Here is a 15,781-nt window from a genome sequence, read left to right as displayed (position 1 = left end):
CTATGCGTCGCTGCGGCCGACGGTGCCGTTATCGACCAGGCGGCCAAATGCGGCGCCCGTTAGCCCCAGATATTTCGAGAGAATTTCTTCGCTATGCTGGCCGTTTCGCGGGGCGGGCCGCGGAGCGCCGCGATCGAGCTGCGGTATCGTCGCGAATGCGCCGGCCGCGGGATAGATGAGCCCGCTGGGATTCTCGGCGTTTCCGAAGATCGGGTTAGCATCGACGAGCGCAGGGTCTTGGGCCGCCTCCAACATCGTGCGATAGCTGGAATGGACAACTCCGCCCGCATCCAACGCCGCCGTCAGATCGGCATGGTTTCGTGCACCAATCGCCTGTTCGAACAGGGGAAACAGCGCATCGCGGTGCGAAAAGCGCGTGCCGTCATCCTTTGCGAAGCTGACACCGCGCTTGGCTTCGATCGCCGCGATGGCCTCGTTCAAGGCGAGCGCCTCGACCAGGTTCTTCCACTGTCGAGGGGTGACGACGACAATCATTGTACGCACGCCGTCGGCGGTGACGAAGTCCCTGCCGAACAGGCCGTAAACCACATTGCCGAGGCGAGGTCGGTTTTGCCCGGTGGCGAGAACTTCGGCAAGCCCCCCGAGATTGGCGACCGTCCCGATCGCGACGTCGGAAAGCGGTATCCGGGCTTCGCCTCCCTTGCCGGTGGCGGTGCGATGCAGGATGAGCGCGAGCAACGAGAACGCCGCGTGTGCGCCGGACAGCAGGTCCCAGGCGGGCAGGACGTGGTTGACCGGTTCGGGCCCTTGGCCCGTCATCATCGGATAACCGACGGCATTATTCACCGTGTAGTCGAGAGCGGGGCGGCCGTCGGGCCAACCCATCACCCTTACCGTGACAAGGTCGGCGCGATCGGCAGATAAGGCTTCATGCGACAGGAAGCCGTCAGCGGGAAAGTTGGTGATGAACTGCCCAGACTTTTTTACCAGCGCTTGGAGCAGTTCGCGTCCTTCGGGCCTAGCTAGGTCGATTGCAACGGACTTCTTGGCGCGATTGAGATTCTCCCAATAGAGCGAATCGTCGTTTGCAGTGACTGGCCAGCGATGAAAGTCAGGACCTCCGCCGATCTGATCGACCCGGATGACCTCCATGCCCATCTGCGCGCAGTAAAGTCCCGCAGACGGGGAAGCGACGAAGGAAGAAGCTTCGATCAAAGATAGACCTGAAAGCACGTCGTACATGGCTCATTCTCTCCCAGCCGGGCAGCCACAGCATCGTCGATCACCGACACATTAACTGCGGGATTCGATCAAAGTGCAGCCGACAGACGCCGCGACCGTGAAGCGCCTTTTATGCGCTTTGCGACATTGTGCAACATCTCTATTACAATTTCATAATGCTGAAAACATCGGAGTGGTTATGTGCAAGGTTCGATCCGTGTCCCAGGCTTTTGCCATCCTGCGTTTGCTTAGTGAGCGCGGCCCACTTTCGTTGTCCAACGTGGCGCGCTTGCAGGGCTTGAGCGCATCTAGTTGCCTCGCCATCTTGCGCACACTTGTGGCGGAGGGCGCGCTCGAACGGTGCGCTGCGTCCAAGTTATATCGCTTGACGCCGGAGTGGTCCGCCGCGGGCCCGCTGAGCACCGATCGGATGCAGCGCATGATCGATCGGTTGCGGCCGACCATGCAGAAAATCAGCAAGACCTACGAGGCGACGATCGGCCTTTGGAAAGAGGTTGCCGGGCAGCGCCTGAAGCTGGTCACACATGTGGAGAGCGGCGCGCCCATGCGTATCCAGATGGCGTCAGAGCAACGCCAGCCACTCGGTGGCGGGGTCGTGGGCCGCATCCTGTCGGCCGTTCAAGGAGTGGACGATGATGTCCTCGCATTGCGTTTTGCAGAGACCCGTTGGGAGCGGCCGATCAGCGTCGATCGCTATATCCAGGAGGTCAAACTGGCTCGTGAGCGGGGCTTCGCGGTAGATGACGGGATATTGCACGCCGGCATCTGTTCGGTTGCTGTGGCCCTTCCGGCATCCTGCTCCGATTTCCTGCTGTCGCTGTCGGTATTCGCCGGCTCACGCAGCGACGAAGAGATCGGTCGGATTGGTCGCGGCCTGGTCGAATGGTGCGGCAAGCTCGGCTGACGGGCAGGGCCGCGTCGCATGCCCTCTGCGATCCAAGTTCATTCTGCTGAAGAACGAACTCGCCTCCATTCCCTGCGGACTTGCAGGCAATGGAGAACGAGCGAGGCAGGCTGCTCTTGCCTAGCCAAGCCTACGACGGCTCAGAAGCGGACCGTCGCTTGCACCGTCACAGTGCGCGGATCGTACACCGAGCTGCGGACATCTGCGTGGACGCCCGTCGGCAATCCGGCGCGCGCTCCAGTGCCGGTAAGATCGAACGCAGCCGCTTGGATGAAGTGGTTAGTCAGGTTTTTGCCCAGAATCGCCAACTCCCAACGGTCATCCTTGCCGGACAACCGAATGCTCGCATCCAGCGCGGCGTAACCATTTTGGTAGAAGCGCGCGGCATCATCGCGAGCGAAGGCGTAAGTCTTGTACCGGCTGCTGTAGCGACCGTTCAGCGATATACCGAACTTCATCCCATTGCTGCCGACAGGCCCTTCGTAATCCACACCGAGCGTCCCCGTGAACTTGGGGGCCTGCGGCATCTCCTGGCCCGCTAGACTTTGTGCAGTGAAGGCACCGGTCGTCGGGTTCGGATTGAGAGTGCAGCCCTCCGCGGGCGTCTGTCCGGACAGACATGGTGCGAAAGGGAACTGCAGATAATTGGCGTCCGTATAAGCCGCCGACCCGCGCAGCGACAAGCCAGGGACGCTGTATGGGGCGTACTCGAGATCGAGTTCGGCGCCCTGGGTACGCGCAGAGCCGGCGTTTAGTGTCAGGAACCGGAGGGTCAACGGGTTGAAGTAATCGATCTGAAGGCCCGTATACTTGTACCGGTACACGCTGAAGTTTAGGCGCAGTTGATTGTCGAGCAGCGTGCTCTTGATACCGCCCTCGAAGCCGCTGACCTTCTCAGGCTCGAAATCCGCGTCCGATATAGTTGTCGTTGGCCCGATCGCACCAGAAATGGAATAGCCTCCTGACTTGTAGCCAGTCCTGTAGCTGGCGTAGATTGTGAGATTCCGATTCGGTTTGTATGTTATTGTAGCTTCCGGTGACGTGTTGTCGAATTTCTGGGTAAGAGTGAACGTCTTCTCCACGAACGATCCCGACGCGGCTGGATGGGCGTACGGCTGCGAAAGTTGCTGATCCTTCGTCTCGTGCGAATATCGTACACCGCCCGCGATGTTGAGTTCGGGCGTGATGTCCACCAAGATCTGGCCAAATGCCGAATAGGTCTTGCCGAATGTGTGACTTGACTTGCGCACGGTCAAGTAGCGCCATTCCGGGCGTGGTGCGGCCGAGTTCTCAGGCCCCCCGGCATTCAAGAACGCCTGTTCGAGGTAGAGGTCCGAATCTTGATAATAGCCACCCACCATGGCATTGATCATGCCGTCGAATTGTGTCCGGGCACGCGCCTCGATCGAGAAGGCGTTCTGCTTTTCCAGGTTGCCACCGATGTTGCCGCCGCTACCTCCCAGCGCGATGGGGCGCGTCAGGTTCCTTTCAGTATAGTCGGAATCGCCGAGCAAGTAGGTCGTCCAGGTAGTGTAGGCAGGAACCAAATTGAAGGAAACGTCCTCAAGCTCGTATTCAAGGTTCAGCGTCGTGTTAAACGCCTTGAAGTCCAGGAACGTGCGACCGCCATTACGATCGGCGCGGAGTTCCTGTATCGCCGCCATGTCTGGCGGCAGGGCGCCTTGTACGTTTTTAAAGACCCGGCCGCAGGGGGCGGTGGGATCGCTTTGAACGAAGCCTTGTTCGCAGACCCCGATGACTGTGCTGCTGTTCGGCGTTTGAGAGAAGTAGCTGTTGTAGGTCGCCTTGAGCGTGGCCGAGAGATTTTCATGTTGGAACTTCAGTGTGCCGCGAAAAGTCGCGCTGCGCTCGCCGTCGTCTACCGCGGCTGGATAGGGGTGAACGGTTGCAAGGCCAGTGACAATGTCTTTCGTTACGTGCTGGCCCCCGATCGAAACGTTCTCAATCAGCGCCTTAAATTGCTTGGAAAACCTTCCCGCCACGCGGAACGAAAGCGTGTCGCTCAATGGGCCGGAGACAAAGCTTTCGATGCTTGGGTTCTCGCCGCGGAATTCATAGCCGACGCGAACCATGCCCTCGAGGCTCGGCGTCGGATCCGCCGTAGTAAAAGATAGCGCACCTGCCGTCGTGTTCTTGCCGTAGAATAGCGACTGCGGCCCTTTCAGGAGCTCCACCTGCTGAAGATCGAACAGGCCGAGATTGAGCATGCGGCCACCGCTGTAGTAAACGCCGTCGACCACGACGGCGACTGACTGCTCGAGGCTGAGCGACGAGGCATTCACACTGATGCCGCGGAGACCGATCGAAGCACCGTTGCCCGAGCCGCTACGTCCGACAATAAGCTGCGGCGCAAGCGAAACCACCTTTTCGATTGACGAGATGCCAAAGTTTTCGATTTGCTCCTGGGAAACGACCGTCGCCGCAACCGGCACGTTCTGGATGTTTTCGACGCGCCTGCGCGCGGTGACGATGATGTCGGAAAGCCCGCCTTGCCGCTCCGCCTCGCCCGGCCCCGCCGTCTGGTCGGCCGACGAAATAGCTTCGGCTGTTCGAGCAGACTGCGCGAGCGCTGGGGTCGCCACCAGCGCGGTAGAAGCCATCAACGCCCGTGCAATGGTTGAAAGACGGATGCCGCCCATTGAAATCCTCCCCTGTTCGGTTCAAGCCGCTGCTCAATTGGCGGTTGCCCGCTGATCCTCAGCATAGCCCACGCGTCTGTCGAGCTTTGCCCGTTCCAGTCGCTACCATCTGCGCCCTTGTTGCCAACTTCTCGCCGAATTGCAACTTACAATTTTCAGACGGGATAACAATTCTGAGGGCAGAATTATCTGCGATGCGGCCATGACATTAAGGCGCGTCGGTGTTGTTGTTTAGCCGGCGAACTCGTGCCGCTGTTCGGAGTGCACGAATGCCGCCGATGGGCACGATCTCGCCAACGCCCGATACCGCTGCACCGCTACACCTACGGTGTTGTGGGGGCACAGGGTCGTAGTCTTCGCGCAGTGCCGGGACGCTGAGCAAGCAATCCGCTGAAGGCAGCCAGAAGTTCATATGCGACAATTCATTGTCAAGCCGGATCTCCGAATAGTGCGAGGATTTTCGAGCTTCGCTGTTGCTCTCCCTGGAAGTGTTCCCGACAGCGCGGGTTGGTCAAGCCTTTGGGAGCCGCCGCTGCAACATTCGGGCGTCGGACCGTGACGCGCGATCGGAGATCGGCTCGGCAATCAGTACTTTATCTGTTGGGGTGGCAGATATACGGTTTGGGCCGTCAGCTGCAGAGACGGCCCAGTCTCGCTCGGCTTGTGCCTAGCCAAACACGATCGGCGCTGCGATACGTCCGCCATCTACCGCAATCTCTGCTCCCGTCACGAAGCCAGCATCGTCCGATAACAGGAAAGCGATCATCGTTGCGATGTCTGCTGGCGTACCCAGCCGCCCAATGGGAATGAGGTTGGCGACTTCCTGCACCTTGTCGCCACCAAAGGCTCTCATCATCGGCGTAAGAATCGGTCCGGGCATGACCATATTTACCCGTATCCCCTCGCTGGCCAACTCGGCCGATGCCGTGCGCGTTTGGCCGGCGACCGCTGACTTAGTCCCGGCATAGACGATCATTCCGGGCATCGCGCGGGCGCCGGATTCTGATCCGACGTTCACGATCGATCCTCCGCCGGCCCGGCGCATCGCGGGAACTACATGCTTCATTCCGATAAGATGGCCGATCTGGTTGATGCGGATCACTTTGGCCGCGGCTTCGATGTCGAGATCCGCGATATTGGCTCCGATGAAGATGCCGGCATTGTTGACCATGCCATCTATCCGCCCGAAGCGATTTTCGGCCAGGCTGACGACCGTCTTCCAGTCGGCCTCCTCGCCCACGTCATGACGGCAGAAGACTGCCGCATCGCCAAGGTCGCCCGCAAGCTGCTCGCCGCCCTCGGCATCCACGTCCGTAATGACGACCTTCGCGCCAGACGTTGCAAGCAGACGAACCGTCGCCTCGCCGATTCCATTGGCACCACCGGTGACAATGACAACCTTGTTCAGCTCTCTCATTTTCTATCGATCCTCAACGTTCTGGGAGTTTCGTCCAACCATCTTCGGGTTGCGAGACCTGCACCTCGATCTTGGACACCTAGTCGACGCCGGACCGACGTCCTGGGTCGCTTCAGACCGGGCGCCAAAGACGCGCGGCTCATCGTCTCGCCTTATCTTGGCCTCTTCATTTCAGGCGTTGCGACCTCAGGCAACCCTGAGGCGGTTCACGTTCGATCCAAAAACTTCAGGCGAGTAGGGGCTCGAGTCGCCGGATCGGATCTTGTCCGTTCCACGTTTTGCCAACGTCATCGACAATTGCGTACATCCTCCGGCCGACTTCGGAATCGTCAGCAATCTCCAGATAACATCCGAGGGTATCCCGCGTATCTGCGTAGCAGAACCGAGGTCCGTTTTCACCAAATCGTGCCTCCGTAACGATGACGATGCCTTCGTCTCTCAGTGTTGCAACGGTCTCGTCATAAGCGCCGAGCGCCCGACAAAGATGGTGAAAGCCTGCGGCTCCGCAAGTGGCCCCTTCGGTGTAGACTGAAGGTTCTTCACCGATCTGCTGGATGAGCTCGATCTGGACGGGGCCGGCCTGAGCCATGGCGAGCGACATAATGAGGGAACTCGGCTGACCGCGGTACAAAACATTCGGCAAGTCGACATCAAGAGTGAAGAACGGACCTACGCCACGTTTCAACCACTGCGACATTGCCCGCTCGAGATCGTCCACCACCCAGGCCACTTGGACGATCGGAAGGCCCGCACCTCGACTGTTTACAAGCTCGTTCATGGATACTCCCCGCTTCAGGCCTCATTCATCAACGCGAAAGGTAATAGAACGCGGCAATTCTAATATCAGAACATACGCCTTATGGTGAAATGAGTAGTTGCATTTACCCCGGGAGTCGATAGCAATCGCAGGAACGGCAGTCGGGTGAGGTCGTAGCCCAATCGTTGGTGCGCATGGAGAGATAATCTCAGGTTCTACGCCTATGCCTTATACCAATGCTAAGTGCCATGAACAGTATTCGACCAAACGAATCCAGTGTCTGCAGCTCGATGGCGCATAAGAAACCGAGGTTGTAAAGGCCAGGTTTAGTATCGTAAGGGGAGGGTTAATTCGCTCAGCTCGATGCCGCCATTGCCGCGGATCAAGTAAAGCGACTCACCTCCCCTTCAACGGAATTGCGCCGCGTAGTGATCCGTGTGACATGGAAGCCTTCGGGAGAAGATGATGACAAAGACCGATATTGTTCAGTTAGCTTACCTTGTTAAGCCCGGCGGGATGAATTCCGCCCTGGATTTCTGGATCAACGTGTTGGGTGCGGGGCCTTTCTTTCGTGGCGTGTTCCCTCTGCAGGACGAGATCCACAAGGGTAAGCCGACCAATCTGGAGATGATTGTCGCTTTGGGCTATCACGGCGACGTGCAGATCGAATTGATCGAACCGACCAATGATGCTCAGGGACCATACAATGATTTCCTTGCCACCCATCCGACGCCGCCGGTAGGCGGGAGCTACCATCACATCATGCTGGGCGGGGAGGAGTCCTACGACGCATTGGTGAAGCGGCTGATCGACGGCGGCGCTAAGATCGCATACCAAGCGCGCAACAGCATGGGGCACCGCTTCTGCTATCTTGAATCGGATGACATCTTAGCGCCTTACATAGAAGCACTAGATGCTCCGCAGTGGTGGCCCGAGTTCAGCGATCGCATGCGGAAGGCGCGCTCCGAATGGCGGGGTGAACGGCCAGTGCGCGATTTTGGCGAGCTGTTCGGCGATGATTCCGCTCAGATTAGCCGAGATCACACCTCGGTGCTGCAAATTGATTGATAAAACGGTGACGCTAAATAGCATTGATACCTCAGCGCACGGGATGCCGAGAGATCCGTTGCTGAAGATTAACTCGTTTATCGGGTGGATTACCCTTTCGAGCTTGTGTTTGATCTTGGCCCCCGCGAAGGGAGCTATGGCCTTCTTTGTCGGTCCGTGAAATTTACTCTACGGAGGTTTCGTTGTCCCAGGCTCAGTCAAGGCGAATGCGCTTCTCCATGTTTTCGACCTTTTGCCCGGGGGCAGGACCTCCGAGCCATTGGCATCACCCGAAGGCGATCAATTTCGATTACACGAACCTCTCGCATTGGATCGAGCTCGCCCGAAAGATCGAGGAAGCCAAGTTCGATTGTTTCTTCTGGGCCGATTTCAACGGTGTCCACGATACCTACAAGAATTCGACGGCTCCGGCTATCGAGCTTGCACTCCAGTTTCCTGTTGCCGATCCCGTCACGTTGACCGCCGCTCTGGTGTCGGTCACCCAGAACCTCGGGTTCGTATTCAGCGCCAACGTCATCCAGACTCACCCTACGGAATTCAGCCGCAGAGTGAGCACCCTCGATCATCTATCGAATGGCCGGATTGGCTGGAACATCGTGGCCTCGTTCCAGAAATCGGCATGGCAGAACCTGGGCTATGACGATGTAGAGCCTCACGCAGTCCGCTATCGTCGGGCGGAAGAATACGTCAACGTGCTCTACAAGCTCGTCGAGGGCTCGTGGGAGGACGGAGCCGTGGTCCGCGACGTCGCGACGGGGATCTTCGGCGATCCGTCCAAAGTCCACCCGATTGGGCATAAGGGCGAGTTCTACAGGGTTCCGGGCATCCACGGCGTGGAGCCATCGCCACAGCGGGTGCCGGTGTTGTTTCAGGCCGGCTCGTCCAGTAACGGTCGCGACTTCTCCGCGCGCCACTCCGAAGCCATCTTCTTCGTCGGCAACGGCGACAATCCCCTGCCCACATTCGCCAATTTTCGCCGCGACATGGTTCAGCGGCTTAAAGGTTTTGGGCGCAAGCCGACTGACCTGCAGTTCTTCGTCGGGCGGAACTACGTCATCGGATCGACTGAGGAAGAAGCCCGCCGCAAGGATCGCGAGCTTCAGCAGTTTCTCAGAGATACCGAATACGTCACTGCCTACATGAGCTCAATCATGGGCGTGGATTTCAGCCAAGTGGACATGGACAAGCCGTTCGGTGATTTCCAGAGCGATGCGATCCAGGGCCTGTTCCGGCAAGTTGCGGAGAGCTATCCGGACAAGCAGGGAACCTTCCGCGATGTGGCCATGGTGCTTGCGCTAAACCGGTTCGTCGGTACTCCCGACCAGGCGGCGGACGAAGTTGAAACATTTCTCGACGCGGGTGTTGATGGTATAAATTACCAGCAGATGACCGGCACGCACGAAGTTTACGGCTTCATAGACCATGTTTGCCCGGTTCTAAAGAAACGTGGACTTATGCAATCAGAGTATGCTCCTGGGACATTCCGTGAAAAGCTGTTCGCCGGAACGGAGAGCGAGTCGGGTCCCCTTTTGAATGAGCGACACCCTGCGGCGCAGTTCCGTGCCCGTAAGGACGCCGAGGCACGCACCGGTGCGGCGTTGGCGGAGAGCACGGGCTAATCGCGCGTGCTCGCAGACGCGGCTTATTGGTCATCTGGTCGACCAGCTCCGCCAACCGGGCGAACACCCTGGCGCGGAGTTTGTCGAACACCTTAGGCCGCGTGTGCCTACGGAGGTGTGACTTTGCTGGCTCGGAGCTTGTTTTCAAGCGACATCGGAAAGAGGCCCCTTAGCGACACCTAAGACTGGCCCCTTTCATGATGGTTCGTTGCCTGCTGGATCAAGCGACGGAGTGGCCTTTTGCAAAAGGCCGCCTGTCGCATAGACATAGGCGACCATCGGTCGACCTGCGCCACCCCATGGTCGATCATCGCGGGCATAGGCCCATAGCTGACCGGTCTTCGTTCTGTCGCGTTCTGGATCAAGCACCGGCGCGGTAGTCTCGTCGGAGAACAAGCGCTCGGCTCGCCGCACCTCCTCAAGGGTCGGGTCGCGCAGCGGCCGCAGATACCATGCTGCCCGACCCACCCAGCCCGCCAGGGTGGAGCGATCGAGCCTGATATCCTGTCGAGCATAGATCTAAGCCTGCCGGTATAGCGGAACATGATCGGCATACTTCGACACCAGCAACTGTGCGATCAGCGCTTCGGTCAGGATCCCGCCTTCGACTATCCGCGCCGGAGCGGGCGCCTGGACGATCGCGCCTTCGCACGAGCGACAGCCATAGCGCGGGCGGCGCGTCACCAGCACGCGGAAGGTGGTGGGCGCGACGACCAGGCGCTCCGCGACGTCTTCGCCGATCTTGTGGAGCGGTCCCCTGCAGCAAGGGCAGGCCCCTTCGACAGGCACAGGACAGGCTTATCGTCGATATCGACAATCTGTCCGATCCGCTCGCGATGCGCGGGCAATGAGCTGCGGTTGGTCTTGCGGGGCTGATCGCTGCGGGAACGCGGCGCGACAGCTTCTCTGGCCGCGCAGGCGTGCCCAAGGGCGATCTCGACATCTTCCAGTCCCAGCTGGAGCTGATCGGCATCGAGCTGTTCGGACCGGCGGCCGAAACGATGCCGCATGAAGGCCTTGGTGATCGACTGGAGGCATTCGATCTCAGCGTTTGCTTCGCCCGTGGCGACGTTCAGCTCCGCCAGTCGGACCTCAGATGCGGCCCGCTCCTGCGCCAGCATCCGGAACTGCTCCAGTACGAGCGCACGGAGCGCGTAAATGTCGTCGGGCTGGACCGCTTGCGTGGGCATGACGACAGGAAAAACGAAGTTCAGCGCAGCTAATCAGGAGCGAAAAGCCCTGTCAACCGGCAATCTGCGGAGCTTGTGGTCGACGGCCGCCATGAACTCGGCGCCAGTCCAATCCCTCCAGAAGCGCACCCAACTGAGCGGCAAAAAGACGCATCACGCCATCCTGAATACTGGGCCACTTGAAGCCGCCTTGTTCCAGACGCTTAGCCATCAGGCATAGCCCGATCCCATCCCACCATATCAACTTGATCCGATCGGCGCGCTTGGCTCGAAAGACGTAGATCACGCCAGAAAATGCACCACCGCCATAGTTTGCGCTCACCAGCGCCGCCATGGCGTCCGGCCCTTTGCGAAAATCCACAGGGCGGGTCGCTACCATGACGCGTGCACCAACTCCTGGTCCAATCATCGCGTCGCCCTGGGCGCTTCGATGATCGCCACGATAATGCCAGCATTTGCGCCGCGACCGATCTTCACCGCTACGCCGTCAATCTCCAGCTCGACCGCGCCGTCCTTTGCACGCGCCTGCTTCCGCAGGCGCTTCGCCGAAGCCGGTTCGACCGACGGTGGCTCCTCGATAATCGCGGGAACGAACGCGGGCGCCATCATGGGGACGACTGGCAGCGCAACGCCGTGGGCCTACGCCGCCGCCAGGTGAACAGCTGCGATGGGCTAAGGCCGTGCCGACGGGCAACGGCGCAGACCGTCTCCTGCTTGGAATAGCTCTCCGCGATGATAGCGGCCTTCGATTCTGGCAGCCAGTCCCGCCGCTGGCCTGCGCCGGTGAAAACCTCGAACGGCTGAACCTTGCTAGTGCCAGCATCGTCACATGGCATCGTCATAGCACCAGCGTCCTCCGTCCTGATCAGGACGCGCAGACTCAGCGCTACCCTTCACGCCCGCAAGGTGGGGCTGCGGCTTCGCTTACGCCTCGCCCCTGCGGTGCTAAGGACCATTGCGGTCCCCAGGCAACAGCCGCAGATCCTGGCCGCGGCCACGCAAGTTGCGCTGGCGGATCGACCCTTATGAGATGAAGCGTTCGAGGCTGGGAAACTGGCCAACAGCGTCAGCTCGCCGGTCGCCTTCTCCTCGACATCGGCGATCAGCACGACGCGGTCGAGCGCAGAGCCTTCCTTCTGCTCGTTCTCGAACTTCTCGCCGAAATAGCCAAGCGATCCGACCTGATCTTCGAGATCCGTGAGGACGCGAAGTCCAGGTTCGGCTGACCAGCATCTTCAGCTCGAACGCGAGCTAAGACTAAATCGGCTGGCCAACGATAAGCAAAAGCTGCCCCAATCTATCCGACGCAGGGCCATGCCGATTTCCACGTGGTCTCCACCGTCGCCCTGCAGACGCCGGACAGCGCGACTTCTACGAGTTTAGTCGAACCGGCACCTCAGCGTCCATCCGGGCATCTCGAGGAGAAACGCCAAAACGTGCGCGATACGCATTACTAAAATGCGAAGCACTGCGGAACCCGCACATATATGCAATGTCGACTATGTTGAAGTGCCGAAATTCAGGATCGCTAAGCCATTGGCACGCCTGCTGCAGCCGTGCTTCCCACAGATAGTTGCCGAAGCTAATACCGTTGTTACTCAGCAGATAATGCAGGTAGCGGCGTGACATGCCGCAACCTTTAGCGACCCTCTCGGCGGTCAGCCCTTGCGTGGATAGATGCTGGTCAATGAAACGCAGCGTCCGCTCCAGATGCATTTTATTGTTGTCGATCTGAGTCGGTTGGTCGACCGTTACAAAGCGCATGCCGTCGCAAACCGCGTCCAAGGCGGCTAGGCTGAGATTGGACAAGCTGCCCATCGATATGTCCTGCGCTTCGCACAGCATCAGCCTGTATAGTTCCGCCCCGAGCTTGATAGCGCCGGATCGACCGGAAAAGCCACGCCCACACAGCCTGTCGACATTGGGCAGGCGGGAGCGAATGATGTGTGACGGTACGATCACGTGGATTTGATTGATGTTGGCAGCATCGGCTGAGATCGTGCGCACGTGGAACGGTCTGTCGCCACAACTGATCATGCACTCGCCGCTCTCGACCTTTGTATCATGAGCGAGATCCTGCGTGACGGTGATTGCGCCCTCGATCGGGAACCATATAACGTAGACATCACTCGGATTTTCACGGATATGGTTCCAGGTGCGGCGCAGGCCCAAGTGCCCGCCCGCAAACTGGGTCACCGGCAGCAGACCCGCCTGCACCGACCTCAGTGTGAAGCGCGCGTCGGGCGTGCCGCTTCCATAGGTGTCACCCCGGTAATAACGCTGCTCGATCAATGGCCTCAGTTCGTCGACGGAGGCGGCAATTTGCGTCGTCGTTTCCATGATCTCTCTCCTAAGGCCGTCCAACAGATTGTCTGGCCCATTGCGCGTTCAGCACGCTTATCGGTGCGATCAGTAACTGCTTGCGCGACTTTGGTAAAGCGGGGCTACAATGAGATGCTCGAAACTGGCATGCGCCGTCGTGCATTGACACGCAAGTCTGCCTGCCGTCCCAGCAAAATGCGGCGATAGCCGTCCCCTAGAGTGGCGCCGCCCCAGCCAAGCGGCACAAGCAGGCGTCGGCTCCTTTTGCCGACGTCATGGAGAGATTGACCAAATGCCCGTGACGGCCGACTGGCAGCCTTATACAACGCTGAGCGCACTGCTGGCCTATCAGGCCGCCTGCCAGCCTGACGCAATCGCGCTTAGCGACCGGGAGCGCGCGCTTACCTATGCAGCGCTGGATGCGTCGGTGCTGGAAGTGGCTCGGGGTCTGGTGTTCGAGGGCATCGGTGCTGAGGACCGAATTGGCTATATCGGACGGAACAGCCTCGCCTATTTTGAGCTGCTCTTCGCCGCGGCGAGAATAGGGGCGGTGATGGTTCCCGTGGGATGGCAGCTTTCCCCGCGCGAAGTTGCCGCCATCGTCACCGACGCCGGTCTGCGCCTGATGTTCGCAGAAGCCGACGTGCCTAAGTCCGCGCTGCTCGACCCGGCGATCGTACGGTCGATCGGCGTTCATGGCGATCCCCTCAACCATTGGCGACACGGTGGATCGTCAGTCCCACAGCGCTCGGACGACGAGCGGGACGTCGTTGTGCAGATCTATACGTCAGGAACGACGGGGGAGCCCAAGGGAGTCATGCTGACTCACCGCAACCTGCTTCGCCAGCGATTTCTGGACAAGCAGGCTGGCCTACCATGGGCTTGTTGGAAGGGTGACGACGCTAGTCTGATCTCGATGCCGGTCGCGCATATCAGCGGAACGGGCTGGGCGTTGTATGGCCTGAGTTATGGCGCGCACGGCATCATAGAGCGCGATTTCAACCCGGCCGATATCTTGGCGATCGTCGAAAAGGAATGCGTGACGAGGATGTTCGTCGTGCCGGCCGCGCTCGACATGCTGACTCAGGAACAGGCAGCCAGACCGCGCGCGATCGGTCTTCGCTGCATCAGCTATGGCGGCGCGCCGATCGGGCAGCGTTTGCTGCAGGAAGTGCGCGCCCATTTCGCTTGCGATCTGGTCCAACTCTATGGATTGACGGAAAGTACCGGCGCCGCCTTGGCGCTGTGGCCGCACGACCATCATTCCGCTGATCCGGCCGTCCTGCGTTCGGCGGGAGTCGCACTGCCCGATGTGGAAGTGCGCGTCGCCGACTTCGCCAGCGGGGCGCTTGAACCCCACGGCGTGGGCGAAGTGATGCTGCGCGGCTCCGGCGTAATGGCAGGTTATTGGCAGCGTCAGGCCGAGACTGCGGACGCGATCGACGCTGACGGGTGGTTGAAGACGGGCGACATCGGCGAGCTCAAGGACGACGGAAGGCTAATCATATTGGATCGCCGCAAGGACATGATCATAACGGGTGGCGAGAATGTTTATCCCGGTGAGGTCGAGGCCGCGATACTCGAGCATCCAGCAGTCAGGGAGTGCGCGGTGGTTGGTCACCCGGACGCGCGGTGGGGGGAGGCGGTCGTCGCTTATCTGGTGCTGGACGATGATGCGACCGTCGCGTTCGATGCCGAACTGCTGCAGGAGGGACTGCGCGAGCGGCTGGCCCGCTACAAATGCCCCAAGCAGGTAATCGTCACCCACGCATTGCCGCGAAATGCCACCGGCAAGGTGCTTCGGCGCATCCTTCGCGATGCGGCTGCCACCGCCGGTGCGCAGGATGCATATTGCGTGCGCAATGGCGGCTAAACGTAAAACGGCGCTGGTGGTTGGTGGTTCGGGCGTGCTCGGCCAAGCCATATGCCTGAAGCTTGCGTCCCATGGCATGGACGTGGCGTTCACTTATCATAGCAATCAAGCGGTAGCCGCAAATCTGATCGCGCGGCTTGAAGCGCTCGAAGCGGCGGCCGTGGCGGAACGGATCGCACTGACTGACCCTGCGGCAGTCACCGAGTTCATCGATGGCATCGCGGCGCGATTCGGTGCGCTGGACAGCTTTGTCTACGCCGCCGGGCCGAGCTTCGATTACGATCTGATCGCCAAGATCGAACCGGCGGAATGGGCGCGGGTCATGCAGCAGGATTTGATCGGCGGCTTCAATGCCATTCACGCCGCATTGCCAAGGATCAGGGAAGCGCGCGGCACGATCGTCGCCGTGCTGACGGCAGGCGTCAGTCGGTCGCCGCCGCGCGATATCCTCTCCGTCGCGCCCAAGGCGGGATTGCAGGCGCTAGTGCGCGGGATCGCGGTGGAAGAGGGGCGCAACGGCGTGCGCGCGAATTGCGTGGCCCCCGGTTTCGTTGGGGGTGGCCTGGGCAAGATGATCCTTGACAAGATCGGGGAAGAACGCGCACGCGCCATTATCGAAGCAATTCCGATGAAGCGCCGGGGAACAGCGGATGAAATGGCCACGGCGGTTCATTATCTATCTTCTGATCAGTCCAGTTACGTTACAGGGAACACGCTTTATGTTTCTGGAGGGCTGGAACTTTGATCTTCCCATCTAACGTCATGACA

13 protein-coding genes and 1 pseudogene are annotated in these 15,781 nt (G+C 59.8%); 5 read left to right on the top strand and 9 right to left on the bottom strand.

The features are described from left to right. Positions 1-1,203, bottom strand: a complete 1,203-nt coding sequence (locus B6S01_RS19920; RefSeq protein ID WP_037463671.1) for a CoA transferase — start codon at positions 1,201-1,203, stop codon at positions 1-3. Between the two features lie 73 nt (positions 1,204-1,276). On the opposite strand from B6S01_RS19920, the gene B6S01_RS19915 reads away from it, so the two are divergent. Further along, complete coding sequence (locus tag B6S01_RS19915) at positions 1,277-2,107, top strand: IclR family transcriptional regulator (protein WP_156103325.1); 831 nt, start codon at positions 1,277-1,279, stop codon at positions 2,105-2,107. A 140-nt stretch (positions 2,108-2,247) separates the two neighbouring features. On the opposite strand, the gene B6S01_RS19910 is transcribed toward B6S01_RS19915, so the two are convergent. The 3 genes from B6S01_RS19910 to B6S01_RS19900 all read right to left on the bottom strand — a co-directional run bounded on the left by B6S01_RS19910 (position 2,248) and on the right by B6S01_RS19900 (position 6,962). Continuing rightward, positions 2,248-4,767, bottom strand: a complete 2,520-nt coding sequence (locus tag B6S01_RS19910; RefSeq protein WP_051908094.1) for a TonB-dependent receptor — start codon at positions 4,765-4,767, stop codon at positions 2,248-2,250. A 667-nt stretch (positions 4,768-5,434) separates the two neighbouring features. Further along, on the bottom strand, positions 5,435-6,184 hold the full coding sequence (locus tag B6S01_RS19905; RefSeq protein ID WP_037463675.1) for an SDR family NAD(P)-dependent oxidoreductase: 750 nt from the start codon (positions 6,182-6,184) through the stop codon (positions 5,435-5,437). A 226-nt stretch (positions 6,185-6,410) separates the two neighbouring features. After that, positions 6,411-6,962, bottom strand: a complete 552-nt coding sequence (locus B6S01_RS19900; protein ID WP_051908095.1) for a VOC family protein — start codon at positions 6,960-6,962, stop codon at positions 6,411-6,413. A 441-nt stretch (positions 6,963-7,403) separates the two neighbouring features. Here B6S01_RS19900 and B6S01_RS19895 point away from each other — a divergent pair, with 441 nt between their 5' ends. Together B6S01_RS19895 and B6S01_RS19890 are read left to right on the top strand one after the other, a co-directional pair. Next, positions 7,404-8,009, top strand: coding sequence for a VOC family protein (locus B6S01_RS19895; RefSeq protein WP_081570607.1), 606 nt, complete (start codon positions 7,404-7,406; stop codon positions 8,007-8,009). Between the two features lie 218 nt (positions 8,010-8,227). After that, positions 8,228-9,628: an NtaA/DmoA family FMN-dependent monooxygenase gene (locus B6S01_RS19890; RefSeq protein ID WP_081570606.1), complete on the top strand. Its 1,401-nt coding sequence runs from the start codon at positions 8,228-8,230 to the stop codon at positions 9,626-9,628. Between the two features lie 258 nt (positions 9,629-9,886). Here the strand turns inward: B6S01_RS19890 and B6S01_RS19885 are convergent. The 5 genes and pseudogenes from B6S01_RS19885 to B6S01_RS19870 all read right to left on the bottom strand — a co-directional run. Beyond that, positions 9,887-10,818 (bottom strand): annotated as a pseudogene (locus tag B6S01_RS19885) (IS66 family transposase); the annotation flags it as partial. Positions 10,819-10,870: 52 nt separating this feature from the next. Further along, a complete protein-coding gene (gene tnpB, locus B6S01_RS19880) occupies positions 10,871-11,197 on the bottom strand; it encodes an IS66 family insertion sequence element accessory protein TnpB (protein ID WP_197053202.1) in 327 nt (108 codons plus the stop codon). A gap of 26 nt (positions 11,198-11,223) precedes the next feature. Beyond that, positions 11,224-11,427: a hypothetical protein gene (locus tag B6S01_RS21835; RefSeq protein ID WP_051908104.1), complete on the bottom strand. Its 204-nt coding sequence runs from the start codon at positions 11,425-11,427 to the stop codon at positions 11,224-11,226. After that, positions 11,424-11,660 carry a transposase gene (locus tag B6S01_RS21830; protein ID WP_231567945.1) on the bottom strand — a complete coding sequence of 79 codons (237 nt, stop codon included), beginning with the start codon at positions 11,658-11,660 and terminating at the stop codon, positions 11,424-11,426. The genes B6S01_RS21835 and B6S01_RS21830 overlap by 4 nt, the downstream gene beginning before the upstream one ends. A 529-nt stretch (positions 11,661-12,189) precedes the next feature. Then, positions 12,190-13,158, bottom strand: coding sequence for an AraC family transcriptional regulator (locus B6S01_RS19870; RefSeq protein WP_051908107.1), 969 nt, complete (start codon positions 13,156-13,158; stop codon positions 12,190-12,192). Between the two features lie 274 nt (positions 13,159-13,432). On the opposite strand from B6S01_RS19870, the gene B6S01_RS19865 reads away from it, so the two are divergent. After that, positions 13,433-15,013 (top strand): AMP-binding protein, encoded by a 1,581-nt coding sequence (locus B6S01_RS19865; RefSeq protein WP_051908109.1) that lies wholly within the window; start codon positions 13,433-13,435, stop codon positions 15,011-15,013. Continuing rightward, the gene (locus B6S01_RS19860; protein ID WP_037463683.1) at positions 15,003-15,758 is read left to right on the top strand and encodes an SDR family NAD(P)-dependent oxidoreductase; all 756 of its coding nucleotides are present in this window, start codon (positions 15,003-15,005) and stop codon (positions 15,756-15,758) included. The genes B6S01_RS19865 and B6S01_RS19860 overlap by 11 nt, the downstream gene beginning before the upstream one ends. Positions 15,759-15,781 lie beyond the last annotated feature (23 nt).

The organism is Sphingobium herbicidovorans, assembly GCF_002080435.1.
GTDB classification, from domain to species: domain Bacteria; phylum Pseudomonadota; class Alphaproteobacteria; order Sphingomonadales; family Sphingomonadaceae; genus Sphingobium; species Sphingobium herbicidovorans.
This window is presented reverse-complemented; position numbering and strand designations above follow the sequence as displayed.